The organism is Sphaerotilus sp. (assembly GCF_031429695.1).
GTDB lineage: Bacteria > Pseudomonadota > Gammaproteobacteria > Burkholderiales > Burkholderiaceae_C > Sphaerotilus.
Genome location: NZ_JANPAB010000015.1, coordinates 31,802 through 58,511, shown reverse-complemented (window position 1 = coordinate 58,511; position 26,710 = coordinate 31,802). Strand labels below are relative to the sequence as shown.

At 67.9% G+C, this 26,710-nt stretch carries 19 protein-coding genes; 7 read left to right on the top strand and 12 right to left on the bottom strand.

Annotated features, from left to right (window positions below):
• Positions 1-111 precede the first annotated feature (111 nt).
• Complete coding sequence (locus RMP06_RS03600) at positions 112-1,302, top strand: phytanoyl-CoA dioxygenase family protein (RefSeq protein ID WP_310460409.1); 1,191 nt, start codon at positions 112-114, stop codon at positions 1,300-1,302.
• Between the two features lie 17 nt (positions 1,303-1,319).
• Here RMP06_RS03600 and RMP06_RS03595 read toward each other — a convergent pair whose 3' ends face one another.
• Entirely contained in the window at positions 1,320-2,279 is a 960-nt protein-coding gene (locus RMP06_RS03595) for an alpha/beta fold hydrolase (protein WP_310460408.1), read from the bottom strand.
• A 173-nt stretch (positions 2,280-2,452) separates the two neighbouring features.
• Here RMP06_RS03595 and RMP06_RS03590 point away from each other — a divergent pair, with 173 nt between their 5' ends.
• The gene (locus RMP06_RS03590; protein WP_310460407.1) at positions 2,453-4,150 is read left to right on the top strand and encodes a winged helix-turn-helix domain-containing tetratricopeptide repeat protein; all 1,698 of its coding nucleotides are present in this window, start codon (positions 2,453-2,455) and stop codon (positions 4,148-4,150) included.
• Between the two features lie 15 nt (positions 4,151-4,165).
• On the opposite strand, the gene RMP06_RS03585 is transcribed toward RMP06_RS03590, so the two are convergent.
• Entirely contained in the window at positions 4,166-4,639 is a 474-nt protein-coding gene (locus tag RMP06_RS03585; RefSeq protein WP_310460406.1) for an Lrp/AsnC ligand binding domain-containing protein, read from the bottom strand.
• Positions 4,640-4,740: 101 nt separating this feature from the next.
• On the opposite strand from RMP06_RS03585, the gene RMP06_RS03580 reads away from it, so the two are divergent.
• The 3 genes from RMP06_RS03580 (at position 4,741) to RMP06_RS03570 (ending at position 10,116) form a co-directional block, all read left to right on the top strand.
• Positions 4,741-7,773 (top strand): L-glutamate gamma-semialdehyde dehydrogenase, encoded by a 3,033-nt coding sequence (locus RMP06_RS03580; RefSeq protein WP_310460405.1) that lies wholly within the window; start codon positions 4,741-4,743, stop codon positions 7,771-7,773.
• 38 nt (positions 7,774-7,811) lie between these two features.
• Positions 7,812-8,645 (top strand): pyrroline-5-carboxylate reductase, encoded by an 834-nt coding sequence (gene proC, locus RMP06_RS03575; RefSeq protein WP_310460404.1) that lies wholly within the window; start codon positions 7,812-7,814, stop codon positions 8,643-8,645.
• A 196-nt stretch (positions 8,646-8,841) separates the two neighbouring features.
• Positions 8,842-10,116: a Glu/Leu/Phe/Val family dehydrogenase gene (locus tag RMP06_RS03570; RefSeq protein WP_310460403.1), complete on the top strand. Its 1,275-nt coding sequence runs from the start codon at positions 8,842-8,844 to the stop codon at positions 10,114-10,116.
• 10 nt (positions 10,117-10,126) lie between these two features.
• Here the strand turns inward: RMP06_RS03570 and RMP06_RS03565 are convergent, their stop codons facing one another.
• The 4 genes from RMP06_RS03565 to ylqF form a co-directional block, all read right to left on the bottom strand.
• Positions 10,127-10,585: an RES family NAD+ phosphorylase gene (locus RMP06_RS03565; protein WP_310460402.1), complete on the bottom strand. Its 459-nt coding sequence runs from the start codon at positions 10,583-10,585 to the stop codon at positions 10,127-10,129.
• Positions 10,586-10,598: 13 nt separating this feature from the next.
• Complete coding sequence (gene parS / locus RMP06_RS03560; RefSeq protein WP_310460401.1) at positions 10,599-10,976, bottom strand: type II RES/Xre toxin-antitoxin system antitoxin; 378 nt, start codon at positions 10,974-10,976, stop codon at positions 10,599-10,601.
• Positions 10,977-11,021: 45 nt separating this feature from the next.
• Positions 11,022-12,098 carry an acyltransferase family protein gene (locus RMP06_RS03555; protein ID WP_310460400.1) on the bottom strand — a complete coding sequence of 359 codons (1,077 nt, stop codon included), beginning with the start codon at positions 12,096-12,098 and terminating at the stop codon, positions 11,022-11,024.
• Between the two features lie 171 nt (positions 12,099-12,269).
• Positions 12,270-13,250, bottom strand: a complete 981-nt coding sequence (ylqF, locus tag RMP06_RS03550) for a ribosome biogenesis GTPase YlqF (RefSeq protein ID WP_310460399.1) — start codon at positions 13,248-13,250, stop codon at positions 12,270-12,272.
• Positions 13,251-13,305: 55 nt separating this feature from the next.
• Here ylqF and RMP06_RS03545 point away from each other — a divergent pair, with 55 nt between their 5' ends.
• The gene (locus tag RMP06_RS03545; protein ID WP_293994232.1) at positions 13,306-13,530 is read left to right on the top strand and encodes a hypothetical protein; all 225 of its coding nucleotides are present in this window, start codon (positions 13,306-13,308) and stop codon (positions 13,528-13,530) included.
• 18 nt (positions 13,531-13,548) lie between these two features.
• On the opposite strand, the gene sbcB is transcribed toward RMP06_RS03545, so the two are convergent.
• Both sbcB and RMP06_RS03535 read right to left on the bottom strand, forming a co-directional pair.
• Positions 13,549-15,009 (bottom strand): exodeoxyribonuclease I, encoded by a 1,461-nt coding sequence (gene sbcB, locus RMP06_RS03540; protein WP_310460398.1) that lies wholly within the window; start codon positions 15,007-15,009, stop codon positions 13,549-13,551.
• A 36-nt stretch (positions 15,010-15,045) separates the two neighbouring features.
• A complete protein-coding gene (locus tag RMP06_RS03535) occupies positions 15,046-15,807 on the bottom strand; it encodes a DNA ligase (RefSeq protein ID WP_310460397.1) in 762 nt (253 codons plus the stop codon).
• A gap of 489 nt (positions 15,808-16,296) precedes the next feature.
• Between RMP06_RS03535 and RMP06_RS03530 the strand changes: the two genes are divergently transcribed.
• A complete protein-coding gene (locus tag RMP06_RS03530; protein ID WP_310460396.1) occupies positions 16,297-17,622 on the top strand; it encodes a UDP-glucose dehydrogenase family protein in 1,326 nt (441 codons plus the stop codon).
• 51 nt (positions 17,623-17,673) lie between these two features.
• On the opposite strand, the gene RMP06_RS03525 is transcribed toward RMP06_RS03530, so the two are convergent.
• The 4 genes from RMP06_RS03525 to RMP06_RS03510 form a co-directional block, all read right to left on the bottom strand.
• Complete coding sequence (locus RMP06_RS03525) at positions 17,674-18,894, bottom strand: porin family protein (protein WP_310460395.1); 1,221 nt, start codon at positions 18,892-18,894, stop codon at positions 17,674-17,676.
• A 43-nt stretch (positions 18,895-18,937) separates the two neighbouring features.
• A complete protein-coding gene (locus RMP06_RS03520) occupies positions 18,938-20,332 on the bottom strand; it encodes an undecaprenyl-phosphate glucose phosphotransferase (protein WP_310460394.1) in 1,395 nt (464 codons plus the stop codon).
• 212 nt (positions 20,333-20,544) lie between these two features.
• Complete coding sequence (locus tag RMP06_RS03515; RefSeq protein ID WP_310460393.1) at positions 20,545-22,692, bottom strand: putative bifunctional diguanylate cyclase/phosphodiesterase; 2,148 nt, start codon at positions 22,690-22,692, stop codon at positions 20,545-20,547.
• A gap of 35 nt (positions 22,693-22,727) precedes the next feature.
• Positions 22,728-26,609, bottom strand: a complete 3,882-nt coding sequence (locus tag RMP06_RS03510; RefSeq protein WP_310460392.1) for a PAS domain-containing hybrid sensor histidine kinase/response regulator — start codon at positions 26,607-26,609, stop codon at positions 22,728-22,730.
• Positions 26,610-26,710 lie beyond the last annotated feature (101 nt).

Below are 26,710 nucleotides of genomic sequence, written 5' to 3'. Positions count from 1 at the left end.
AGCCTCCGAGGTGCAGCGGCTGAGGTGTTCTTGAGGTGTTTCTGGCGCACCGCCCACCGGTGACCTTCCTAGACTGGCCAGGTTCACCGACCCACCCCGACAGGAAACACCATGGCCCTGCTCCGCGCCACCGACGCATGCCTCGACGACCTGCTGCGCGTGCTGGACCAGCACACCGACCCCGCCGACTGCCCCCTCGCCACGCATTTGCAGGACGATGTGCCGGTCTACGACTGCGCTGCGCTGCGCGAGCGGCTGGCCGCCGAAGGCAACGCTGGCACCACATCCCTGCGCGACGCCCTGATGGCGGAATGGACGCAAGTCTGGGAACACGGCGCGGGCATCGTCGTGCTGCAGGGTGCCTTTGCGGACGAGGCGGTGGTCGATGCCGTCACCACCCGCTTCCAGCAGATCATCGCCCGCGAGCGGCTGCGCGGCGCGGTCGGCGACCACTTCGCTGCGGCCGGCGCCAATGACCGGGTGTGGAACGCGCTGGAGAAGCTCTGCCTGGCCGACCCGGCGCTGTTCGCCCGCTACTACGCCAACGACATGGTGGCGCTGGCGAGCGAGGCGTGGCTCGGCCCGGCTTACCAGATCACCTCGCAGGTCAACAACGTCCGCCCCGGCGGCGCGGCACAGACCCCGCACCGCGACTACCACCTCGGCTTCTGCACGCCCGCACAGGCTGAGCGTTACCCCGCGCACGTCCACCGACTGTCCCCGATGCTGACGCTGCAAGGTGCGGTCGCCCATGTGGACATGCCGCTGGAGAGCGGACCGACGCTTTACCTGCCGCACTCGCAGAAGTACAGCCACGGCTACCTTGTCGCCGACCGCGAGGAGTTCCGCGACCACTTCGGGCGCCACCGCGTGCAGTTGCCGCTGCACAAAGGCGACGCCGTGTTCTTCAACCCGGCGCTGCTGCACGCCGCCGGCACCAACCGGTCCAGCGACACCCAGCGCATGGCGAATCTGCTGCAGGTGTCGTCGGCCTTCGGGCGGGCGATGGAAACCGTCAACCGCGACCGCATGACCCGGCAGCTCTACCCCGCGCTGCAGACGCTGCGGGCAGACGGCGCGCTGACCGAGGACGAGGCCGACCGCGCCCTGACCGCCTGCGCCGAGGGCTATGCCTTTCCGACCGATCTGGACCTCGATCCACCACTGGGCGGGCTGGCGCCGGAGAGTCCGCAGGCGGTGGCCCGGCGGGCGTTGCGCGAGGGCTGGTCGGCGCAGCGGCTGGAAGAAGTGCTGGACACGATGGTGACGCGCCGAGGGGTGCAGACAGGCATGCCGTCTTGAGCGGGTGGTTTCACTGCTCACTGTTCTTTCAGGAAGGTGACCACCGCCCTGGCGAATCCCGCCGGATCTTCAGTGGGCCACATGTGGTTGTAGCCTGGCACCACCAGATGCTTGCGCTGCGGCAGACAGCGTGCAGCGGCGTCCGCCACCTCACGGAACATGGGCCGGCTGTTGCCTCCGCTGGCGATGCGCACGGGGGTTCGCCACTGCCCGAGTTCCTCGCAGGGCAGCGGGGGTGGCGGCGGTAATTCAACCAGTTGTGCCCGCAAAGTGCCCGCGTTCTCCTGCGTGATGCGCCTGGCTGATGGCGACAGGGTCTCGTGGTAGCCCGGGCGCTCGCCCACGGCGTCCAGCATCGCCTTTTCAGCCCGCACCGGGTCACCGGCCGCCGCGGCCTGCGCCGCCGCCGGGATGCCGGAGGCGCCGACATCCTGCCCGATGCGTTGCAGCAAGGCCGGATCGGTCACGAAGGTCGGAAACGGTGGCTCGAAAACGAAGACGCTGCGCACCAGTTCCGGGTGCTGGCGGGTCGCTTCGAGCACGACATTGGCGCCGTAGGACCACCCCACGAGGTGCACAGGCCCGCTGCCGAGCGCACGGATGAACGCCACCAGGTCATCGGCGTGGGTGCTCACCCCGAACGTTGGCCCGCCCTCGGGCCAGACCTGTGTGCCGTAGTAACGCTGGGTGTAGGTGATGGCCCGGTACTGCCCGGCCAGCAACGGCAGGTGCGGCAGCCAGGTGCGGTGGTCCGAAATCGCGCCATGAACGAAGACCACCGGCACACCACGCCCTTGCTCGACATACGGCAGGCGCACGCCATTGACCGGCAGCGTCTTGACCGCGTCGGCGGCCGGAACCACCCCAGTCGGAACGCTGCCAAGCTGCTGGCATGCGGGCAGGGCCAGCACCGCAACCGCCAGCCCGAGGGCCACGGCCAAGCGGGAAGTTCGCATCGGAAATGCAGCACGGGACATGAAGGTCTCCTGGTTGATCGGACGGTGCCAGCATCAGTCGGCGGCACCCGGAGATCACGAGGAAGTGCCGATACTTTCCCGATGAATCCCCGAAATTCGTCTGCGGGACTGGCGATTGCCCCCACCGGTCGATCGCAGTACCCTGCACAGGCGAACAGGAGAGGAGAGACGCCATGTCCAGTGCCAGCGCCAGTGCGGGTCAGGTCATCACCATCCCCGGCTTCCAGCTTGATCTGGCACAGGCCCTCGTGCGCGATGCGGGTGGTCAGGAGGTCCGACTGCGACCCCAGAGCTTCGATGTGCTGCACCTGCTGGCACTGAACGCCGACCGCGTGGTCACCAAGGAGGAACTGATGCAGTCGGTCTGGACGGGCACCGTGGTGACGGATGACAGCCTGGTGCAGTGCATCAAGGAAATCCGCCTGGCCCTGAACGACCGGGAGCACCGCCTGGTTCGCACAGCACCCAAACGCGGTTACTCGCTGGTCACGGCGGGCGCACCACGGCCCGAGCAACCTGCCGTGCCCCTGCCCGAGCCGGAGCCGGAGAACACCGACCGTCGGCGCTTCGGCCATGCGGGCGTGTCCACGCTGGCGCTGGGTGGGCTGGCCTGTGCAGCGGGCCTGGGCGGGTGGTGGTGGCTGCGCGGCACCGCGGTGCAGCCCGTGGCCAAGGCTGCGCAACCGTCGATCATCGTGCTGCCGATCCGCAACATCAGCGGCGGGGATCGCTGGGACCGGCTGGCGCGAGGTCTGACCGAAGACATCACCACGGACCTGGCCCGCCACCGCTGGCTGTTCATCATCGCCAGCAGCGCCGCCTTCCAGCGGGCCACCGCAGGCACGGACACCCTGGCCGTCGCACGAGATCTGCAGGTGCGCTTTGCCCTCGATGGCTCGTTGCAGACGGAGGGGGACTCCGTCCGCGTCAACGCCCGGCTGATCGAAGCCGAGACGGGTGCCACCGTCTGGTCGCAGCACTGGAACCGGTTGACAGGTCAACTGTTCGACATCCAGGACGCCATCGTCGAAGCGATCAGCAGCGCGCTCGGCAGCGCCTGGACCGGGGTGATTGCCGCGTCCGACCGGGCCAAGGCGCGGCGGCGTCCGACCAGCAACCTCCAGGCTTACGAGCTGTTCCTGATCGGGCTGGAGCACAAGCACCGGTTCACGCCCCAGGATCTGGTTTCTGCACGCGATTTGCTGCGGCGTGCGGTCGAACTGGACCCTGGTTTCTCCAAGGCATGGGCGGCTCTGGCGATCGTGCATGTCAATCTGATGCAGTTCGCCGCCGATGACACCGCCCGCCAAGCGGAATTGACAGCGCGGCGCCACGCCATCGAACGCGCCCATGCGGCAGACCCTGACGACCCGGATGGCCTGATCCAGTGGAGCTGGCTGCGCTCGCTGGATGGCGATCCAGAGGGTGCCGTCGCTGCCTTGCGCCGAGCGGTCACCATGGCCCCCAACAATGCGGATGTTCTGGCAGTGGCCGGGCTGGAAGGTGGGACACACTGCGAGCCGGCGGACGAGGCGCTGGATTGGGTCCGGCACGCGCACCGGCTCAATCCGAATCCGCCGGCCTGGTATTTCATGTGCCTCGGCATCGCCGCGCTGTATTCGAAACAGTACGCCCTGGCCACCGACGCCTTTTCAAGAGCGCCCGATTTCCCGCTGGTCTGGCGCCATCGGGCGGTGGCGCAGGCGCTGAACGGCGATCTGGCCGCGGCCCGCCAAACCACCCGGCGGCTGCTGGACCTCGCCCCCGGCCTGTCGGCCCGACAAATCACGGCCGATCACGGCGAGTGGGGCAACCCGAAGGCCGTGGCGCTGTTCTTGGAAGGCGCACGGCTCGCCGGGATACCGGCTTGACCCTCGTGTCCCGCCTCACACCGCGATCGCCGCCGTGTTCTTCACCTCTTCCATCACCACATAGGTCCGCGTCTCGCGCACGCCGGGCAGCGTCCAGATCACCGAGCCGATGAACTCGCGGTACGCCGCCATGTCGGCCACGCGGGTCTTGAGCAGGTAGTCGAAGCCGCCCGCCACGAGGTGGCACTCCAGAATCTCGGGCCGCACCTGCACCGACGCCCGGAAGGTGTCCATCACGTCCTGCACCGTGCGGTCGAGCAGCACCTCGACGAAGACCATCAGCCCTGCACCGAGCAGCGTCGGGTTGAGCCGCGCCTCGTAGCCGAGGATGTAGCCGTCGCGCGTGAGGCGGCGCACGCGCTCCAGCACCGCCGTCGGCGACAGGTGGACCGCCTCGGCCAGCTTCAGGTTGGAGATGCGCCCATCGGCCTGGAGCAGCGCGAGGATGCGGCGGTCGATCTTGTCAATCTTGTCGATGTCGGTGCCCATGGCAAAACATTATCCAATCAATGGCTTTTTGATTGGTGAGTTATTCATCTGCATGGCGAATAAGCTGGAGATCTGCGCCACACCACGCCGAGACCGCCACCATGCCGACACCCGCCCTTGCCGACCGATTCTCCGACCGACTGCCCACCCCTGTGCGCGACGAGGCCACCCAGGTGAGCCGCCTGCTCGGCGAGTTGCAAGGCCGCGTGGACTGGTCCGCCGTGATCGCCACCGGCACGCCGTGGGTGGACGCCGTGCGCCGCCAGCCCGCGCCGTTCTGGGCGATGGAGTCGCTGCTGCGCGAGTACCCGATCTCCAGCGCGGAAGGGCTGGCGCTGATGCGGCTGGCCGAGGCGCTGCTGCGGGTGCCGGACACCGAGACCGCGCTCGCGCTGACCGCCGACCAGCTCGGCCGCGCCGATTTTTCCGGCCACGCGGCGGATGCACATGGGCAGGCGCACCCGATGCTGTCCGGGCTGGCATCGCAGGCGATCCACCTGTCCAAGAAGCTGCTGCCCGAGGATGGCGAGGATGCGCACGGCGGTGGCTTGCTGCAACGCCTGGGCGCCAAGACGGTGGTGGCCGCGACAGTACGGGCGATCCAGTTGCTCGGGCGGCAATTCGTGCTCGGCCAGTCGATCGCGGAGGCGCTGACCCGCGCCGACGCCAACCGCCGCGAGCACGCGCTGATCCGCCACAGCTTCGACATGCTCGGCGAAGGCGCCCGCACCGACGCCGACGCGCTGCACTACGGCCGCGCCTACGCCAACGCAATCCGTGCCATCGCCGCCAAGGGTCGTCCGGCACGCCCGGAGGACGGCGACGGCATCTCGATCAAGCTCTCCGCGCTCGACGCCCGCTACGAACCAGCGCAGTTCGCCACCGTGGCCAGGCGGCTGATGCCCCGGCTGCTCGACCTCGTGAACGCCGCCGCCGCCGCGAACATCAACCTCACCATCGACGCCGAGGAGTCCGAGCGGCTGGAGCTGTCGCTGGTCGTGCTCGATCTGCTGGCGGCGCATGTCGCGGCCACTTTTCCGCAGTGGCAGGGTCTGGGTTTGGCGATACAGGCGTACCAGACCCGCGCGCCGGAAGTCATCGACGAAGTGACCGCTATCGCCCGCCGCCACGGCCTGCGGTTCATGGTGCGGCTGGTCAAGGGCGCGTACTGGGACGGCGAGATCAAGCGGGCGCAGGAACTCGGCCTGCCCGGCTACCCGGTCTGGACCGACAAGCGCCACACGGACCTCAGCTACCTCGCCTGTGCGCAGCGCCTGCTGGCCGCGCCCGAGATCTACCCGCAGTTCGCCACCCACAACGCCGGCACCATCGCCGCGATCCTGGAGAGGGCCAAGGCGCACGGCACGCCCTTCGAGCTGCAGCGCCTGCACGGCATGGGCGAAGGCATCTACCGCGAGGTGATGCGGCGCCCGGACGCGCCGCCGCTGCGCATCTACGCACCGGTCGGCGAACACCGCGACTTGCTGGCCTACCTGGTGCGCCGGCTGCTGGAGAACGGGGCGAATTCGTCGTTCGTCCACCAGCTTGCCGACGAGGCCGTGACGCCGCAGATGCTGCTGGCCTCGCCGCTGCGGGCGCCGTCGCGCTCGGTGCTGCCGATGCCGCTGCAACTGTTCGGCGCGGTGCGGGCGAATTCGAAGGGTCTCGATCTGGCCGCCGAGCGCGAGCGGCTGCCGCTGCTGGCGGCGCTGGCCGTGCCGATGCCCGCGGCGCCGACCGACGCGAGCGTCGAAGGCGCAGCCGCCGCGATGGACGCGCTGCACGCCGCCCACCGCGGCTGGAACGCGACACCACTCGCCGACCGCTGCGCCGTGCTGCTGCGCGCTGCGGATGCGCTGGAGCGGCGCACCAGCGAATTCGCCGGCCTGCTCGCCCAGGAAGGCGGCAAGACGCTGGGCGACGCCGTGGCCGAGATCCGCGAGGCGGTCGATTTCTGCCGCTACTACGCCGAGCAGGCCGCCGCCCGGCTCGCGCCGCAGACGCTGCCCGGCCCGACCGGCGAGCGCAACGAGCTGCGGCTGCACGGCCGGGGCGTCTTCGTCTGCATCAGCCCGTGGAACTTCCCGCTGGCGATCTTCGCTGGACAGGTCGTCGCCGCGCTGGTCGCCGGCAACACGGTCGCCGCCAAGCCCGCCGAGCAGACGCCACGGGTCGCGCAACGCTTCGTCGAATTGCTGCACGACGCCGGCCTGCCGCTCGCGGCGCTGGCGCTGGTCTGCGGCCCTGGCGAGACGGTGGGCGCGGCGCTGGTGGCGCATCCAAGCTGCGCGGGCGTGTGCTTCACCGGCTCGACGCAGGTGGCCAAGGCGATCAACCGCACGCTCGCGCAGAGCGACGGCCCGATCGTGCCGCTGATCGCCGAGACGGGCGGGCTGAACGCGATGCTGGTGGACTCCAGCGCACTGCCGGAGCAGGTGGTGGACGCAGTCGTGCAGAGCGCGTTCCGCTCGGCGGGTCAGCGGTGTTCGGCGCTTCGGCTGCTGTGCCTGCACGAGAGCGTCGCGGACAAGGTGCTGGAGATGGTCGCAGGCGCGATGGCGGAGCTGGTCTGCGGCGATCCGGCGAATGCTGCAGACACGGCGCAGAGCTGGGCGGTCGATGTCGGACCGGTGATCGACGCCGAGGCGCACGCTGGTCTGAGCCGGAACATCGCCCGGCTGGAACGCGAGGCCCGCCTGATCGCCCGCACGCCGCTGCCCGAGCGGCTGGCCAGCACGCACATCGCGCCGGTCGCGTTCGAGCTGCGGTCGATCAGCGAGATGCGCGAGGAGCTGTTCGGGCCGGTGCTGCACGTCGTGCGCTGGCGCGGGGCGGTCGATGCGCTGGTGGACGAGGTGAACGCGCTCGGCTATGGGCTGACGCTGGGCGTCCACACGCGCATCGACGACCGGGCGATGCGGATCGCCGAGCGGGCGCGGGTCGGGAATGTCTACGTGAACCGGAACATGATCGGGGCGGTGGTGGGCGTGCAGCCGTTCGGCGGGGAAGGTTTGTCGGGGACGGGGCCGAAGGCGGGGGGGCCGCACTACCTGTATCGGTTCTGTGGGGAGCAGGCGGTGACGGTCAACACGGCGGCGGCGGGGGGCAACGCGACGCTGCTGGCGGGACTGTGAGCGGTTCCAGGAGGATGGCGGCTCAGTAAACTGCCGCCATGACACACCCCACCGCCCCCACTCACCCCACCCTCGCCTTCATCGGCGGCGGCAACATGGCCACCGCCATCCTCGGCGGCCTCGTCCGCAGCGGCACCCCTGGCGCCAACCTGATCGTCCTCGACCCCAACGCCGACCAGCGCGCCCGCCTGGAGCGCGACTTCGGCGTGCGCACGATCGCCGCCGCGGACGCGACCCTGGCCGAAGCCGATGCCGTCGTCTGGGCCGTCAAGCCGCAGAGCTTCAGCGAAGCCGCCGCACCCTGCGCCGCCCACGTCAGCAGCGCGCTGCACCTGTCGGTCATGGCCGGCATCCGCAGCGACGCCATCGCCCGCGCCACCGGCAGCGACCGCGTCGTGCGCTCCATGCCGAACACGCCCGCGCTGATCGGCCAGGGCATCTCGGGCCTCTACGCCCGCCCCGCCGTCACCGCCGCCGAGCGCGCGCAGGTCGAGGCGCTGCTGGCCCCGACGGGCGATGTGGTGTGGGTCGAGCGCGAGGTCGATCTGGACGCCGTGACCGCGCTGTCCGGCTCCGGCCCGGCTTACGTGTTCTATTTCATCGAGGCGATGGTCGCCGCCGCCGAGCGCATGGGCCTGACCGCCGAGCAGGGCAAGCAGCTCGCGCTCGCCACCTTCAGCGGCGCCACCGAACTCGCCCGCCGCTCCGATGAATCCCCGGCCACGCTGCGCGAACGTGTCACCTCGAAAGGCGGCACCACCTACGCCGCACTGACCGCGATGAACACCGCCGGGATGCAGGAGAGCTTCATCGCCGCGCTGCAGGCTGCCCAGACGCGGGCGCGTGAACTGGGTGACGAGTTCGGGGGTTGACCCGAATAGCCGGAACTTGCCGGCACGTACAGCGCAGCACACTGTCCCTTCAGGGTCATGCACAGAACGCATGACTCCGGCAGGCGCATCGAAAGCCGCCCCCCTAGAGTCACGTCGAACGACGGCATCGCGCAAGACCCACCCGGTCCGAGCCGTGATCCGTCTTCCACCCAGCTCCAACAGACGAGGTTTTTTCATGCATGCACCGCTGTCCTACATCACTCCTTCGGCCCACAGCGCCTGGGGCACCTACCTGCTCCAGGTCGATCGCGTCCTGCCTTACCTCGGCCCGCTCGCCCGCTGGTCCGAGACGCTCAAGCACCCGAAGCGGGCGCTGATCGTCGATGTGCCGATCGAGATGGACGACGGCTCGGTGCGCCACTTCGAGGGCTACCGCGTGCAGCACAACCTCAGCCGCGGCCCCGGCAAGGGCGGCGTGCGCTACCACCCGGACGTGACGCTGGAGGAGGTGATGGCGCTGTCGGCGTGGATGACGGTGAAGAACGCCGCAGTCAACCTGCCCTACGGCGGGGCCAAGGGTGGCATCCGGGTCGATCCGCGCCAGCTCTCGCACAAGGAACTGGAGCGCCTGACGCGCCGCTACACCAGCGAGATCGGTTTCATCATCGGCCCGCAGCAGGACATCCCGGCGCCGGACGTGGGCACCAACCCGCAGATCATGGCCTGGATGATGGACACCTACTCGATGAACATCGGTGCCACCGCCAGCGGGGTCGTCACCGGCAAGCCCATCCACCTCGGTGGCTCGCTCGGCCGGGTCAAGGCGACCGGGCGCGGCGTGTTCGTCACCGGGCGGGAGGCCGCGCGGCGCATCGGGCTGAACCTGGATGGCGCGCGCATCGCGGTGCAGGGCTTCGGCAACGTCGGCTCCGCGGCGGCGGAACTCTTCACCAGCGCGGGCGCAAAGGTCGTTGCCGTGCAGGACCACACCGGCACCATCGCCAACGCAGGCGGCATGGACATGGCCAATCTGATGGAGGTCGTGCGGCGCGACGGCGGCGTGGGCGCATTCACCGGCGCCGAGCGGATCGACGACGAAGCGTTCTGGGACGTGGACTGCGACATCCTGATCCCGGCCGCACTCGAAGGCCAGATCACCGTCGCCCGCGCCAACCGCCTGAAGGCCAGGCTGGTGCTCGAAGGCGCAAACGGCCCGACGATGTTCGACGCCGACGACGTGCTGACCGACCGGGGCATCCTGGTCGTGCCGGACGTGATCTGCAACGCGGGCGGCGTGACGGTGTCCTATTTCGAGTGGGTGCAGGACTTCTCGTCGTTCTTCTGGACCGAGGACGAGATCAATCTTCGCCTCGACAAGATCATGGTCGAGGCCCTGCGCAAGATCTGGGACATGGCCGACCGCCACCGCATCACGCTGCGCACCGCCACCTTCGCCGTGGCCTGCGAGCGCATCCTGATGGCGAGGCAGGAGCGCGGGCTGTACCCCTGAGTCCCCCCAGCTACATCAACCGCGGATCGAAGGTGAAGGCCGTGTCCCCGACGATCCGCACCCGCAGCGTGTCCGGGTGCAGCGGGTTGAGCAGCAGGTTGCGCTCGATTGGAATCACCGCCGACGGCACGCTCAGCGCCGCACCGCGCCGGCTGGCGAGCCAGTCACTGCCGAGGGCGGCGAGTTCGTCCGGCGCGGGGACCGCCGCCCAGCGCGCAGGTAGCACGGCCATGTCGAGCTGCTCGATCAGCAGGTCGTCGGGCACCTCCAGCATCAGCAGGCGCAGGTCGTCCGGCGCGTCGAGCGGATCGACGTGGACCAGCACCTCCAACGCGGCCAGCGCCGCAGAACTCGCCGCATAGACGATCGGGCGGCCGCGGCGGTGCCAACGGCCGCCGGCATAGAGCCCGCCGATGCCATCGAGCGCCGTGGCGACAAACGGCTGGCGGCAGATGCGCCAGACCTTCATGCACAGCCCGCTGTCAACTGAAGATGCCGTGGTTGAGGCGCATGAGCACCTCTTCGATCTGGTGCGCACCGATGTCGGTGTCGAGCAGATCGAAAGGCACCTCGCCACCCAGTGCGCGGTTTGGCGACTTGAGCCAGCGGCGCGCCTTGTCGGCATCGCCCAGCACCTCGGTGGCCAGCTGCACCGCGCGGGTCAGGCGGTAGAGCCGGTCGGACTCCTGCGGCGTGAAGCGGTGCTCGGTCTTGCGGCGCGCCAAGGTGCGCAGTGGAATGCCGAGCACCTGCGTCATCTGCTGCGGGGCCATGTCCAGTTGCGTGGCGACCGACTCGAAGACCGAGAACGGCAGCCCCTGGCGCACAGCATTGCGGGCATCGAGGAGGGTGTTTGCCATTTGGCGATCGTAACACCGCCAAACGGCATTCAGAACCTTTTCCGCTCAGGAAGCCACCGAGCCGTTCGGCACTTTTGCCTGCCGCGAGGTCGGCCGCTGTCCCGGCTGCACCAGACGCATCCAGCTCGGCCGGTCATAGAGGAACGTCAGCCCGATCCGGTTGAACAGGTGGTAGGCCCCCATTGCGATCGCGATGACTGACACCATGGAAATGGTCGCGACCAGACTTGGGCTGCGGCCGATCGGCGAGCCCTGCAGGGCTGGCACGATGACAAGCATCGGCAGGTAGAAGCCCAGGTAGACCGCGATCGAGTGTTTGCCCAGCGTGTTGAGCCAGCCCGCCCATCGGTGCGACGACACGAGCGCGGCAATCACCACCACCGCGCTGATGCCCATGAAGCCCGCCAGCAGATTGACCGCCAGATGCTCCGTCAGCGCCAGCTTGACCAGCACCGCATTGGCCATCGCCCACAGGAGCAGCCCGGCGATGGCGGTGCGGCGGTGTTCGAGGGTCCAGTCGGCCAGCGCGAAGAAGCGGCCGGAGAACACGTGGCCGACGTAGAAGAACAGGAAGAACATCCCGAACCGGTCAATGTGGTAGACGCCGGTGTGCAGCGGGAACAGGTGCAGCAGCACCGCCGCCGGTAGGAGGATCCAGACCGGCACCTGGCGCAGCAGGCGCGTCGCCACGAAGTAGACCGACAGCATCATGATGAACCACAGCATGCCGAACGGGTCGTACAGGTGGTAAAGCAGTGCTGTCGCGGCATCGCCCATGCTGGTCGGCGCGTCATGGCCGAGCAGCCAGGTGACCGGCAGGACGATCAGCGTCCAGAGCACGAAGAAGTACAGGTAGTGCACGACCTTGGTGTCGAGATAGTGCTTCCACGGCCGGTCGATCACCTGCGACAGGAACAGCCCGGAGATCAGGAAAAAATCCGGCATTCGGAACGGCTTGGCAAACACGACGAAGTACCCGAGCCAGCCGGCCTGCCCCTTCGCCACATGCCCCTGCATCGTTCCGGCGATCCACATGGCCACCACGGCGACGATGCAAAAACCCTTGGCGAAATCAACCCATGCGTACCGATTTCGAAGGTCCGAGGGGCGTTGGTGGCTCATGGCGGGGTGTCCTGACGTTGTGCGTTGAGGACCAGTCTAGGAGACCGGTTGAGGGTTATCGCCCCCCTGAACGCCTGTCTGAACACGCGATGGCTTGAAACTGAACGCAATGTTTACAGACAAGGCGTGTGCTACGCCCTGGACATCTCGACCACCACTGGAAGTGAAAAATCACTCGGCAGGTTCTTCGAATTCATCGGGCACCTCCGGTTCGGCAGAGTCTGACGCCAGCAGCGCCCCACCACGTTTTCCCTTGCGCGCTTTGCGCTCCTGGCGGGCCTGCTCGGCAATCTCGGCCTCGGCCGCCCAGACCAGGAACTCCTCGGGCGTCTCCAGCGTGATGCGACCGAGGATGCCGTTGCGGTAGTCGTGGATGACGATCTCGGCCGCTTTCTGCAGATTGATCTTGCCGCCACCCAACACCGCGCCCCGCCTGCGGCCGATGGCGGAGAGCAGCTCCTCGTCGTTCAGCGCCTCGGTGTCGGTCAGCTTGTAGCGTGCCTCGACCTGCCCCGCATAGTCGCGGCGCAGCGTGGCCAGCAGCTCGACGGCGACCAGTTCCTCATCCAGCGCATTGCGGCCGATCGCACCGGTGGCGGCCAGGTTGTAGCCGCCCTTCTCGATCGTGATCTTCGGCCAGAGCATGCCGGGGGTGTCGTACAGGTAGAAGTCGCTCGCCAGGGCGATGCGCTGCTCCAGCTTGGTGATGCCGGGCTCATCCCCGGTCTTGGCCGCGCGCTTGCCGACCAGCGTGTTGATGAGCGTCGATTTGCCGACATTGGGAATGCCGCAGATCAGCACGCGCATCGGCTTGGCCATGCCGCCGCGCAGCGGCGCCAGGGTGCGGCAGGCAGCGATCAGGCGCTGCGCGGGGGCGGTGATGCTGGCGTCCAGACCAAGGGCCTGCGTCTCGGGCAAGCTGTTGTAGTGGTCCAGCCACAACTCAGTGCGCACGGGGTCAGCCAAGTCTTGCTTGTTGAGCACCTTGAGCGCCGGCTTGCCTTGCGTCAATTCCGCGAGCAGCGGATTGGCACTGGAGCCGGGCGCGCGGGCGTCCAGCAATTCGATCACCACGTCGATGCCGTCCTTGACACGCGCGGTGATGGCCTTCTTGGTCAGGTGCATGTGACCGGGAAACCACTGGATGGACATCTGGAAAATCTTTCTGGGTCGAAAACGGGGTGTAGAACAACGGGAGAATACCGGGATGAAAACCTACACCATCGAAGTGCAACGCTACAAGGCGGCCGCCAGCCACCACGGGCTGGTCAACATCAAGCTCGACGCCCTGCTGGTACCGCGCGCAACCCCGGAGGGCCAGGAGCCGGCCCACGTGCTGAGCATGAGCGAGGCGGATGCCCGCTCACTCATGATGCTGCTCAAGGCGCAGTTCCTGGAGGTGGACAAACGCAAGGCGCGCAGCCAGCGTTGAGCCGCGCCGCTCGCCGACTCAGTCGCGGGTCGGCGTGATCTGCTCGGCGTAGTCGTAGAGCGCGCCGAGGATCTCCTGGGCGCGGTCATCGTCCTCGTGCGCCTGACCAAGGGTGTCGATGCGCTCGAAGAATTGCGCCACCGTCTGCGCGCCACCTTGCCCGTCCAGCAAACGGTCGGCGCAGTGGGCTTGCCAGCGTTCGCGCTCGGTGTCGGTCAGGGTCTCGGGGAAATTCCGGGCACGGTAGCGCCAGAACAGCTCGTCCAGGCGCGGATCATCGAAGGCCGGCGCACGTCCAGAAGGCAGCTGGTCCGCCTTGAGGCCACGCAGGCGCACCAGCCGGCGGCGGTCCTCGTTGTCGAGAAAGCCCCCGTAGAGGTCTTCATCGACATCGGTGGCCGGTGCGCCCTCCACCACTGGCCGGGCATAGACCTCCTGCCAGATGCCCCCCAGCGTACGCACCTGCGACGCGGCCGTTTCGGCGTGGCGCAGGCACTGCGCCATGTCGATGCCCCAGTGCGCGGCGCGCTCGGTGGACAGCGTCTTGAGGTTGGCGATCACGACCGGGGATTTGTTGAGGTGGATCGTCTTGACCGGCAGCCGCGTGACGCCTTCGGGCAGCGCATCGGTGCGGGTGAACAGGCGCTCGCGGATCTGCGCCGCACTCAGGCCGAGCAGTTCTGCAGGATCATGGGCGAGATCCCAGACGATCAGCTCGTTCTTGTTGGTCGGGTGCGTGGACAGCGGCCAGACCACCGCCAGATTGCCGCGCTCGGCGCCGTACATGCCGGACACGTGCAGAAAGGGTTGCCCCTGGCGCTGGGCGCGGTCGATCTCGGCAGCCACCGCGTCCTTCTTGCGCAGGGCCAGACAGAACTCGAACAGCCGCGGCTGGCGGTCGCGGATCAGCCGGGCCAGCGCCAGCGTGGCGCGCACGTCGGACAGCGCGTCGTGCGCCGCTTCGTGGGCGATGCCGTTGGCGGCGGTCAGGTGTTCGAGCTTGAACGACGGGCGGCCATCTTCATGGCGCGGCCAGACGATGCCATCCGGCCGCAGCGCCCAGGCGCAGCGCACGAGGTCCACCAGATCCCAGCGCCCGCAGCCGTTCTGCCACTCGCGCGCGTAGGGGTCGATCAGGTTGCGCCAGAACAGGTGGCGCGTGACTTCGTCGTCGAAGCGGATCGAGTTGTAGCCCAGGCCGATGGTGCCGGGCTGGCCGAGCTGCTCCTCGATGGCGCGGGCGAAGGCGTGTTCGGGCAGGCCGTGTTCGAGACAGTGCTGCGGGAGGATGCCGGTCAGGAGACAACTCTCGGGATCGGGCAGATAGTCCGGCGCGGGCTGGCAGTGGGCCATGACCGGCGCGCCGATCTCCTGCAGCTGTGCATCGGTGCGGATACCGGCGAACTGGGCGGGGCGGTCGCGCCGTGGCACGCGCCCGAAGGTTTCGTAGTCGTGCCAAAAGTAGGTGAAATCAGCCATGGGCGGCACCTTAACCGATCAGGAAAACGCCGCCGATCAGAACGCATCGCTGCGGCGCACGAAACTGGCGAAGCGCGGCACGCCGTGGCTGGTCTGGCCGCGGAAGCGGTAGACGATGAGCGCGCCGATGGGCGGCGGAACACGGCGCTGCTCGTCGGTAAAGCCGGATCCGACCAGAAACACGACCCCGTCCGCATTGCGCACCTGCAAGGCGCCGAGCAAGCCATCGAGGCGGCCCTGCCCCGGCGTGTGCCCGATCACCAGCGCGTCGTCGTCGTGGACCGGCTTGAGCTTGAGCAGCACCTCGCTGCGTCCGCCGAGGTTGGGTGCATCGGCACGGTGCAGCATCAGTCCCTCGCCGCCGGCCTCCAGCACCGTGTGCAGCCGAGCCTTCAACTCGGCACGGTCCGCCACCACCGACTGCACCACCGCGTGCAATTGTGGCCACTGCACACGGTCCACGATCGCCCGGATGCGTTCGACCCGCTCATCGAAGCGCCCACCAGCGCGCTGCATCTCGAACACCAGCAACTGCACTTCGCGCCAGGCACCCAGCTCCGGGCGGCGCCTGCGCACCAGCGCCGACACCTCGTCGAAACGATTCCGGCCCAGCCACAACTCGCCGTCTAGCGCCTCGGGCGGCAGGCGCGCAGTGAAATCCTTGGGCGCCTCCAGCACCTTGCCAGTGCGGCTGCGCAGCGTGCGGCCATCCCACAGCGCCCGCACGCCGTCGAACTTCTCGCTGACCAGGAAGCCGGCGGGATCGACCTCGGGCTCGGCAATCCGCGCCAGCAGCACGCCGGAACTCCGGCCTACCCGGACCTGATCGATTGGCTCCGTCTGCGCGACGGCCTGCCAGACCGCACCGAACCAGGCCCCTACGGCCCCGAGTCCCGCCACAAAGAGGCGTCGATGACGCCTAATTTTACTGATTGCTGACATTTTTAAGCTCCCCTGCACCGCTAGAAATCGGATATTCGCAGTTTTTTCACATTTATCGCTCATTCGCATCATCGATCGAAACAGATGTTTTTGCGCCTCCCTCCAAGGGGGGGACGATGGGGGATAGGGAAACTACGAGGTGACAGCGCTTCAGCCTTTGGCCTGGATTCACGCCTTCCGACACGACTACACTCGCCCGATTCAGCGTTCGGCACTGCGCGCAGTCGTGACCTTGGAACGCTACAGGTCGACCATGCGCAGGCACCCAGGGCAGAAAGCGTCGTGCTGGCAGCACGATCGGCTACAACACAGGATTCACTCAGCAACCTGAAGGTAAGAGAAGCGATGAAAGTCACCGTCATTGGCACCGGCTACGTCGGACTGGTGACAGGCGCATGCCTGTCGGAGATGGGCAACCATGTGGTGTGCCTGGACGTGGACCCGGCCAAGATCAAGATCCTGAACGACGGCGGCATTCCGATCCATGAGCCGGGCCTGCTCGACGTGGTGCGCCGCAACGTGGCCGCCGGCCGCCTGGAGTTCACCACCGACATCGAGCGCTCGGTCGCCCACGGCACGATCCAGTTCATCGCCGTGGGCACCCCGCCGGACGAGGACGGCTCGGCCGACCTGCAGTACGTCACCGCCGCGGCCCGCAACATCGGCCGCACGATGACCGACTTCAAGGTGATCGTCGACAAGAGCACGGTGCCAGTGGGTACCGGCGACAAGGTGCGTGCGGCCGTCACCGACGAGCTGGCCAAGCGCGGCCTGTCGGAGATGGAGTTCGCGGTCTGCTCGAACCCGGAGTTCCTCAAGGAAGGTGCGGCCGTCGCCGACTTCATGCGCCCGGACCGCGTGGTGGTCGGCGCCGAAGACGAGCGCGCGATCCTGCTGATGCGGGCGCTCTACCAGCCCTTCGTGCGCAACCGCGACCGCCTGTTCATCATGGACGTCAAGAGCGCGGAGTTCACCAAGTACGCCGCCAACGCGATGCTGGCCACACGGATCAGCTTCATGAACGAGCTCTCAAGGCTGGCCGAGAAGGTGGGCGCGGACATCGAACTCGTGCGCGTGGGCATCGGCAGCGATCCGCGCATCGGCACGCACTTCCTGTATGCGGGCGCTGGCTACGGCGGCTCGTGCTTCCCGAAGGACGTGAAGGCGCTCGCCATGACCTCGGCCGAGATGGGCATCCCGTCGAAGATGCTCAAGGCGGTCGAAGAGGTCAACGAGGAGCAGAAGATGGTCCTCGTGAACAAGGTGGTCGCGCAGTACGGCGAAGACCTCTCGGGCAAGACCTTCGCGGTGTGGGGTCTGGCGTTCAAGCCGAACACGGACGACATGCGGGAAGCCCCGAGCCGGGTGATCATCGCCGAGTTGCTCAAGCGCGGTGCGAAGGTGCAGGCCTATGACCCGGTGTCGGCCGCGGAAGCCCAGCGCGTGATGGTGGGCTGGGAGGGACTGAGCTATGCCGCCGGGCAGAAGCAGGCGCTCGAAGGGGCCGATGCGCTGCTGATCGTCACCGAGTGGAAAGAGTTCCGCACGCCCGACTTCGAGGCCATCCGTGACAGCCTCAAGGACAAGGTCGTCTTCGACGGCCGCAACCTCTATGAGCCAGAACTGATCCGCTCCTTCGGGTTGACCTACCACTCCATCGGACGGCCCTGAAAGCACAACGGGCGCCAAGGCGCCCGTTGGTTCAGCCGCAGAATCCGCAGCTCAACGCAGCAGTGCCTGACCGAAACAGCTGTACGTCGTCGCGCTGTACGGCGCAGTCAACGCGGTAGCACCAGTCGACGAGACGCTGCGCTCGCTCCAGGTCACGCCGCAACCCAGATCCACATTGCGCAGCACGGCGTACTGCACACTCAAGCCCAGGCTGTTGGTGCTGTCGCTGGCCGAAGCAGGGGTCACGCCTGTGCCAATGGTCAGCGAATTGTCCAGCGAACGGCGGGCGTGCGACAGGTTGCCGACCATGGCAATCTTGGACGTCACCTCCCACTGGGTGGTCAGCCCGAGCGTCGTGGCGATCGTGCTGTTGGACGAGCCAACGTTGATCGTGCCGGTCGAAAAGTCATAACTGCCATTGCTGGAGTCACGCGACAGACTCAGATTGGTGGACAGCTTGCCGGTGGGTTTCCAGTTCCAGCCCAGCGCGCCGGTCCAGTTGCTGAGGTTCCGGTCGACCAAGGACTGGTGCTCGCGGGTCAGGCTGATGCGACCGTTGAACACGCTGGCCCCTCCGGGATTGACGGTGGCGGAGAAGTCCAGGTCATTGCGGCGCACGTCGTTGCTGGCGTTGGGATAGCTGACGTTGGCATGGCGCAGACCAGCCCGCAGCGTCAGACCGCTGGCCGGCGTGACCCGGGCACCCGCGTTGATCGACATCTGGTTGGTGTTGTTGCGCGCGTAGACCGCTTCCGAATAACTTGCGCGCGACACCGCGGCGCCGGCGTCGAAGCTCCACATCGTCACCAGCCCGAGGTTCGCCTGCACGCTGGCGCTGTTGACTTTCAACAGATTGCGCAGCCCGGAGGACAGTGCCGCTGCATCGGTCGGCAGGCTCTCGCGCGACGACAGCGCCACATTGCCCGACAGGCGGTCAACGGTTTCCCAGTCGAGTCGGGTGTCGAGGGCGTAGTCGGTGTTGTTCAGGGCGCTCAGGCTGCTGTAGCGGTTCGCGTTGGCGCTGAAACTGGCAATAAGGCGCTGGCGGCTGATGGGCTGGTCGATGCCAAGCCGCACGCCGGTCGAGGAGATCGTGTCGGACTTCGCCAGCGCATCGGTGTTCAGGAACACGTTGCTGTTGTGCGCGAAGCGCTGCGAGGCGCCAATGTAGTAAGGACTGGTCTCGGCACGGGCGCTGCCAGCAGCCAGACAGGCGAAGCCCACCAGGGTCAGCGCCAGCGGGCGCAAGGAGTTGGGCTGGGTGAGGGTCATGTTGTGCATAGTCCTGCCTGGGGTGTGAATGGGATATCAGAGATCAGTAGACGCTGCGGTCGAAGAACATCTGCCGAACCGTCCGCGCGATGATGCGCAGGTCCAGCCCGAGGGACCAGCTGCGCAGGTACTCCAGATCGTAGTGCACCCGCGCAGCCATCTTCTCGACCACGTCCGTCTCGCCGCGGCAGCCGTTGACCTGCGCCCAGCCGGTGATGCCGGGCTTGACCTTGTGGCGCACCATGTAGGAGCGGATGATCGGCCGGTACTGCGCGTTGTGGGCCACCGCGTGCGGGCGCGGGCCGACGATGCTCATGCGGCCCTGCAGCACGTTGATGAACTGGGGCAGCTCGTCCAGCGAGGTGCGGCGGATGAAGGCACCGAACGGCGTGATGCGCGGATCACCGCGGGTGGCCTGCTTGACCACGGTGCCGTTGTCCATGGTCCGCATCGAGCGGAATTTGTAGACCACGATCTCGTCGCCGTCCAGCCCGTTGCGGCGCTGCTGGAAGATGACCGGACCACGGGAACTGAGCTTCACACCGATGGCCACGGCCAGCAGCACCGGGGCGATCAGCACCAGGATCAGGCTCGCCAGAACGATGTCGGACAGGCGCTTGACCAGCCCATTGAGGCCCACAAAAGGGCTTTCCAGCAGACTGACCACCGGCACGCCATCCATGTTGCGCATGCGCCCCTGGATCACGTTGACGCCGAACACATCCGGCACCAGGTAAATCGACACGGCCGCGTCCTGCAGCACGGAAACCATCTGGCGAATGCGGGGCTGGCTGCTGAGGGCGAAGGTGATGTAGGCGTCCTTGATGCGGTGCTGGCGGATGAGCGCGGGCAGATCGTCGAGTCCACCGAGCATCCGCACGCGGGTGCGCTCATCGCAGCGGTCCAGGCTGCGGTCTTCCACGTGGCCGACCAGGTCGTGGCCGTAAGGAGCACGCGCCTGGATCGCCTCGGCCACCTTGGCCCCCAGCGGACCACCACCGATGACCACCGCCGGGCGCCGGTGCTCCGGCTGCGCCGCGTACCAGCGCATCCACCAGCGCCCGGCCAGCACAAACGCCAGTTGTGCCACCGGGGTGCTCACCACCCAGACCGCCGCCACGTCCTGGCGGAAAAACCGCAGGCTGTCCGACGCATAGCCGCACAGGAAGAGGATCGCCACGACCGCCGCCCAGGCGGCGACGATGTCGACCGCAGAATTGGCCGGACGCTCGTAGAAGCGGTTGGTGCCGGGGAACATCAGCGTCATGGTGAACACGCTGAGCAGCATCACCGAGCGGTCCATCGCTTGTCCCAGCCACAGGGACGACAACAGCAGACACAGCACCGCGAGCAGGGGTTCGGCCAGTGCGGCCACAAAGACCGGCACCGATTGCGGGGCCTGCGGAAACACGCCACCGGAGTCGACAGGGTGGTTCATGGGCAGTCCCCCGGCAGAGCTGAACGCAGGGATCCCGCGAGGCAGTTCAGGCACTCGGGCGTCAAGCGCATCAGGAAGGGAACGGTCGATGTACATCGGGCAGCATGGCAGGCGACCATGGGATTGGAGCTTCTATTGTCTTCAGAGAAAATGCCTGCTTTTTTCAGTTCGGCAACATGCTGCGGCACTAAGTCCGCAGACACCCCCTCATGTTAGGGGGTAACCCGCCGGGATGACCACGCAGGCAGCCACCGGATCAACTCCTCCGGTGCCATCGCACAGGCAAACAGATTGCCTTGCATCTCGTCGCAGCCCAGACGCAACAGCACATCACGCTGCAGGGGTGTCTCGACCCCCTCGGCCACCACCTTGAGACCCAGTGATCGCGCCAGTGCGATGACAGCCGTGACCACTGCCGCGCTCTGGCTGGTCACGCCGAGGTCGCGGACGAAGGACCTGTCGATCTTCAGCTCGCTGATCGGCAACTGGGTCAGGTAGGCCAGCGAGGAGTAGCCGGTGCCGAAATCGTCGATGGCGATTTCCACGCCGATCTGGGTCAGGCGGTGCAGGTCCGGAATGACGCGGTCCAGGTTCTTCATCAAACCGGTTTCGGTGATCTCCAGCGCCAGTGACCGCGGCGCCAGACCATGCCGCTCGGTGGCTGTACGCACCAGATCCACCAGATCCGAGCGTTCGAAGGCCCGGCTCGGCAAGTTCACCGCCACGCTCAGCTCCACGTCATGCACATCCCGCCAGACACCGATCTGGCGTGCGACCTCGCCGATGGCCCATTCGCTCATCGGCACGATCAGCCCCGTCTCCTCGGCCAGCGGGATGAACTCGCCCGGCTGGACCAGCACACCGTCGCGCCGCCAGCGCATCAGCGCCTCCACGGCCACCACGGTGGACGAACCGACGCGGACCTTGGGCTGGTAGTGCAGCACCAGCTCGTTGCGATCGATCGCCTTGTGCAGCGCGCTCTCCAGCTCCAGCCGCTCCATGCCCTTGCCCGCCAGATGCGGCCCATAGACCTGCAGCGCGTTGCGTCCGGCGGCCTTGGCCGCGTACATCGCCACGTCGGCGTTGCGCAGCAGATCGACCACGCTGACCCCGTCGCGCGGGAACAGCCCCACACCGACGCTGGCGGTGACAAAGTATTCGCGCCCGCCCAGCACCACCGGTTCGCGCATCGCCGCCAGCACACGCTGGGCCACCTGCACCGCGTGGGCCTCGTCGTCGACTTCGGGCAGCAGCGCCACGAATTCGTCCCCGCCGAGCCGGCCGACCGCCTCCAGCGAGCGGTGTGAACGCAGCACGGTCGCGTCGATGGTCATGTCGGCGATCTGGTCACAGTGGTGCACGCAGGTGCGCAAACGCCGGCTGATCTCCACCAGCAGCTCGTCGCCCTGTCCGTGACCGAGCGTGTCGTTGATGTTCTTGAAGCGGTCGAGGTCGATCAGCAGCAACGCGAAGCCGTGGCCCATGCGGCGCGCCTGCTCCATCGCGCGCTCGGCACGCCAGATGAGCTGGCGCCGGTTGGGCAGACCGGTGAGCGCGTCGAAGTTGGCCAGATGGCGGATCTTGTCCTCGATCAGCCGGCGGTCTGTCACGTCCTGGAGGATGCCGGTATAGGCGCACAGACTGCCCTGGTCATCGAACTCGGGTTCGGCCTCGACATGCACGATGCGCTCGCGGCCATCGGGGAGGCGGATCGTCACGTCGCTGTCGAGCACCGTGCTGTGCCGCACGACATCGCGCAGCAGCGGCGCCATCACCCGCCGCGCTCCCGGCACCAGCAACCGCATCACCTCCGGCACCGACAGCGGCACCCGTGAACCATGTCCGATCACCCGCAGCGCCTCGGGCTCCAGGTGCAGGCCACCGCCCAGGCGCCAGTCGAAGCTGCCCATGCGCGCCAGATCCTGTGCGCGGGCCAGCTTGGCGCGGCTGCGCAGCAGCTCCATCTGGATGTGCGAGGTGCGCAGCAGGTAGCGCAGGCGTCCCGCCAGCAGGCTCCAGTGGTGCGACTTGACGAAGAAGTCGGTCGCACCGGCGTCGAAGGCGCGCTCGATCGAGGCCTCGTCGTCCAGTCCGGTCAGCATCAGCACCGGCATCAGCTCGAAGCCGGGCAGATCGCGCAGGGCCTCGCAGGTGCGGAAACCGTCCATGCCGGGCATTACCGCATCCAGCACCAGCACGTCCGGCGACCAGTCGGCCAGCAGACCCAGCGCAGCCCGTCCGCCGCTGGCCTCATGGACCGTGAAGCCGCGCTCGCGCAGCGCGGCCCCGGTCAGCAGCAGATTCACCTCGTCGTCATCGACCAGCAGGATGCGGGGCTGGCGTTCAGCGCCGGGCGCCATCGCAGGATGTTCTCGGTTCAATCGGGGGTCCCCACTCAATCGGTCCGTCTGGACAGGCTGTGTTGCACACCGTCCTGCACGCGCTGCATCTCGCCGCGCAGGGTATCGAGCTGCGGCGCGAGTTCGGCCGCACCGACTCCACGCCGCAGCGACTGCTCCGTCTCCATGCAGAGCGCCGACAGCCGCAGCGCACCCAGGCTGTTCGACGACGAACGCAGCGTGTGGGCAACATGGTGCACAGACGCCAGATCCAGCCCGAGCGGCCCGGGATCGAGCATCGGCAGCAGGCGGCTGATCGATGCGTCGAACGCCTGCATCACCCGTCGCACCAGCTGGTTGCGCCCGGTCGGGTCGAGGTCGTGCAGGCGCTGCATCGCCGCAGCATCCAGCAGCGGCAGCTCCTCTTCCAGCGCCAGGAACAGGGTCGGCTCGGCCGCAGGGGGGTCGGTCTGTGGCTCACCCTCCAGCGCGGCCAGCGCGCCCGGTGCCGTGCGTGCCGCGGCCTCGATCTCCACCTGCCCGCGCCGCCCCAGCCGCCCGCCGACGTACCGCCCCAGCATCGCCAGCAGCTGGCCCTGCCGGTAGGGCTTGGACAGGTAGGCGTCGAAGCCCAGCGCCAGGAAGCGCTCCTCGTCGCCCTCCAGTGCATTCGCCGTGACGGCCACCACGGGCGTCTGCGGTGGCGTGATGAAGGTGAAACGCGGTGTCGGGCCGCGCCGCAGCCACTGCAACGCCTCCACCCCGTCCATGCCCGGCATCTGGATGTCCATCAGGACGAGGTCGAACAGGTCCTCGCACAGCGCCCGCAGGCCCTCCAGCGCCGAACCGGCCACCCGCACGCTGCAGCCCATGCGCTGCAGCATCTGGTTCATCACCTCCTGGTTGACCGGGTTGTCCTCGACCACCAGCACCGAAGCACCGAGCTGCGGCATGTGCACCTCGGCCTCCTGGCGCGCAGCGGCGATGCCGAGAATGGCCTGCCGCAGCTCGGCCTTGCGCACCGGCTTGTGGATGAAGCGCACGAAACCGGCCTCTTGCGCCACCCGCACATCGTCGGGTGCGGCCACCGACGACAGCAGCACCAGCGGTGTCTGGCCGATGAGACCTTCGGAGCGCAGCGCCTGCGCCAGCTCGATACCGTCCATCCCGGGCATGTGCCAGTCGATCAGCGCCAGATCGAACGGCGGCACATCCAGCGGCAGCGTGCGCAGCAGCTGCAGTGCCTGCTCGCCGTCACCCACCAGCGTCACGCGCAGGCCCCAGGCGGTGAGCATGTTCTCCAGCACCGTGCGGTTGGTGGGATGGTCATCGACGACCAGCACACGGATGCTGGGCATGGTGGTCGTGTCGCCCAGGCCCTGCGTCATCGACGCATCCCCGGTGCCCGCACCCACAGGCAGCGTGAAGCTGAACGCCGAGCCGATGCCCGGCTGGCTGCGCACGGTGATGGCGCCGCCCATCAGCTCGACCAGCTGGCGCGAAATCGCCAGACCCAGCCCCGTGCCGCCGTAGCGCCGCGCCAGACCGACGTGGACCTGCGTGAACGCGTTGAACAGGCGCGGGAGCATGTCGGTCGCGATGCCGATGCCGGTGTCGCGCACCGTGAACACCAGCAGGACATTGCCCGCGACCGACGCCGGCGCATGGTGCAGGTCCACCGTGATCTCGCCGTGCTCGGTGAACTTGATCGCGTTGGACACCAGATTGGTGAGCACCTGGCGCAGCCGCAGCGGATCGGCCGCCACCGTCGAGGGCAAGCCGGGGGCCTCGCGGAAACTCAGCTCCAGGCCCTTCTCGTGTGCCCGCGGCGCCAGCAGCTCCAGCGTGTCCTCGACCACACTGCGCAGCGAGAACTCCGACAGCGCAAGTTCGAGCTTGCCGGCTTCTATCTTGGCGAAGTCGAGCACGTCGTTGATGATCTCCAGCAGGCTCTCGCCCGAGCGGTAGACGGCCTGGGCAAAGCGGCGCTGGCGGGCATTGAGCGTGGTGCCCAGCAGCAGCTCGGTCATGCCAAGAATCCCGTTCATCGGGGTGCGGATCTCGTGGCTCATCGTCGCCATGAACTGGCTCTTGGCGCGGCTGGCGGCCTCGGCGGCGTCACGTGCGGCCTGCAGTTGCAGCTCGCGCTCACGCTCCTCGGAGACATCGTCGATCAGGCCGTAGACGCGGATTTCACCGTCCTGCAGCACCCGGGTGCGCGTGCGCTGGCGCAGCCACCGCACGCCACGCTGCGGATGGCGGATGCGCACGGTGACGTCCGTGCTGACCGAGTGCGGTTCGTCCAGCCGCTGCTGTTCCAGCAAGGGTGCATCTTCCGGGAGCACCCGCATCGGCAGCAACTCCGCGTGCGGCAGCACCTGCGATGCCACCAGCCCCAGCATGTCGTACACCCGCGCGCCAATGTAGAAGTAGCTGTCGCGGCGCGGATCGGTGACGAACACCCCCTCGTCGATCGACTCGACCAGCTCGCGGTAACGCTCCTCGGACTCGCGCAGCTGCTGCGCGTCGCGGCGCTGCTGGGTCACGTCACGCAACTGGCAGATCACCACTGTCGGCCGCCCCAGCCGGTTGCGTACCGCGACGTAGCGGGCGCTGATGACCCGGTCACCGTCAGCGGTGGGCCGTTCGAACTCGTGCTCGATGGCATCGTGGCTGTCCACCGCCCGTGTCAGGCACACCTGCACCCGCTGCTGCACGCCATGCCCCAGCAGTTCGTCCAGGTCCCAGCCGCCGACCTGTGCGCTGTGGGCGGAGAACTCCAGCTCGGCATGCCGGTTCAGCGAGACGACCCGGAATTTCTGCGCATCCAGCACCACCAGGCTGATCGGGATGTGCTCGGTCAGCACCGCCAGCAGCGCCCGGCCCTCGTCGATGCCGAACTCGCGCTCCTTGCGGTCGCTGATGTCGCGGCAGACACAGACCACCTGCGGTCGCCCGGAGGTTTCATCGACGACGACCTGTGCGTCGATCTCCAGCCAGTAGGGGTCACCGGGCAGCATGTCGTCCTGGCCGCGCCGGGCGACGAACTCGCGCACGAAGTCGTCGCCGCGCGTCAGGCATTCGCGCAGCAGCAGCGCCAGCCGCGTGTCGTCGGCATCGCCGAGCAGCACGTCCCACAGCGTGCGGCCGCAGATCTTGCTCGGCGAGTGGCCCGTGGCCTGCACGAACGCCGGGTGCGCCCACTCGATGACGCCTTCGGCGTCGGTGATGACCGCACCACGCCCGACCCGTGCCGCCAGCAAGGCCACCCGCGCCAGACGTTGTGCGGAAAGCTCCGCCTCGCGCACCTGCTCGTCGCGTGCCGCCAGATGGCCCAGGTGCAGCCCGACCAGTTCGAGCAACTGCCGCAGTGCCGGCGTCGATTCGGCCGGGTTGTGGAACTCGATCGCGGCGACGGCGCAGTTCCGGTGCACGACCGGCAGTGCCAGCACCTCGCGCACGCCAGCCGGGCGCCACGGCAGGGTCAGTGCCGCGGGCGACAACACCGCGAGCACCGGCCGCAGCAGCGCCAGCGACGTCCCCAGCGGCGCTTCGCTGGCGTGGGTGGTGACCATCTGGCCCAGGTCGATCAACTCCTCGGTCGGACTGTCGAGCAGCGCCCAGGGTTGCACCAGCGCGCCCTCGTCACTCCAGTCGCTCACCCGCAGCAGACACGATCCGCTGGCGCGCAGCCACAGGCGCAGCACCGGCGCCACCAGACACAAACCCTCCTGCAAGGTCGCCGCCAGGTGCAGGCGGCGCGACAGCAGCAGCGCCTGGGTCTGGGCCTGTTCGTCCGAGATGCACGGCGTCGGCTCGTCGGCGCCCGACACGGTGATCAGCCCGTCCTCCTCGCCGAGCCGACCGGGACCGGTGCTGACGCAGATGTCGAGCGACCACGGGTGGTCGGTCGTGCGGGCATCGTCGGTCGGGAGCATGGCGGTCGGGGAGGAAGTTGTTCAGATCGGGCGCCCAAGCATAGGTGCAGCCAGCCGCTCCACCGATGCACCGGTTCACCCAATCGCGTAATTTCGCCGAA

Coding starts and splice junctions, on each gene's coding strand:
- RMP06_RS03600 (WP_310460409.1), top strand. CDS start 112: ATGGCCCTGCTCCGCGCCACCGACGCATGCCTCGACGACCTGCTGCGC.
- RMP06_RS03595 (WP_310460408.1), bottom strand. CDS start 2,279: ATGTCCCGTGCTGCATTTCCGATGCGAACTTCCCGCTTGGCCGTGGCC.
- RMP06_RS03590 (WP_310460407.1), top strand. CDS start 2,453: ATGTCCAGTGCCAGCGCCAGTGCGGGTCAGGTCATCACCATCCCCGGC.
- RMP06_RS03585 (WP_310460406.1), bottom strand. CDS start 4,639: ATGGGCACCGACATCGACAAGATTGACAAGATCGACCGCCGCATCCTC.
- RMP06_RS03580 (WP_310460405.1), top strand. CDS start 4,741: ATGCCGACACCCGCCCTTGCCGACCGATTCTCCGACCGACTGCCCACC.
- proC (WP_310460404.1), top strand. CDS start 7,812: ATGACACACCCCACCGCCCCCACTCACCCCACCCTCGCCTTCATCGGC.
- RMP06_RS03570 (WP_310460403.1), top strand. CDS start 8,842: ATGCATGCACCGCTGTCCTACATCACTCCTTCGGCCCACAGCGCCTGG.
- RMP06_RS03565 (WP_310460402.1), bottom strand. CDS start 10,585: ATGAAGGTCTGGCGCATCTGCCGCCAGCCGTTTGTCGCCACGGCGCTC.
- parS (WP_310460401.1), bottom strand. CDS start 10,976: ATGGCAAACACCCTCCTCGATGCCCGCAATGCTGTGCGCCAGGGGCTG.
- RMP06_RS03555 (WP_310460400.1), bottom strand. CDS start 12,098: ATGAGCCACCAACGCCCCTCGGACCTTCGAAATCGGTACGCATGGGTT.
- ylqF (WP_310460399.1), bottom strand. CDS start 13,250: ATGTCCATCCAGTGGTTTCCCGGTCACATGCACCTGACCAAGAAGGCC.
- RMP06_RS03545 (WP_293994232.1), top strand. CDS start 13,306: ATGAAAACCTACACCATCGAAGTGCAACGCTACAAGGCGGCCGCCAGC.
- sbcB (WP_310460398.1), bottom strand. CDS start 15,009: ATGGCTGATTTCACCTACTTTTGGCACGACTACGAAACCTTCGGGCGC.
- RMP06_RS03530 (WP_310460396.1), top strand. CDS start 16,297: ATGAAAGTCACCGTCATTGGCACCGGCTACGTCGGACTGGTGACAGGC.
- RMP06_RS03525 (WP_310460395.1), bottom strand. CDS start 18,894: ATGACCCTCACCCAGCCCAACTCCTTGCGCCCGCTGGCGCTGACCCTG.
- RMP06_RS03520 (WP_310460394.1), bottom strand. CDS start 20,332: ATGAACCACCCTGTCGACTCCGGTGGCGTGTTTCCGCAGGCCCCGCAA.
- RMP06_RS03515 (WP_310460393.1), bottom strand. CDS start 22,692: ATGGCGCCCGGCGCTGAACGCCAGCCCCGCATCCTGCTGGTCGATGAC.
- RMP06_RS03510 (WP_310460392.1), bottom strand. CDS start 26,609: ATGCTCCCGACCGACGATGCCCGCACGACCGACCACCCGTGGTCGCTC.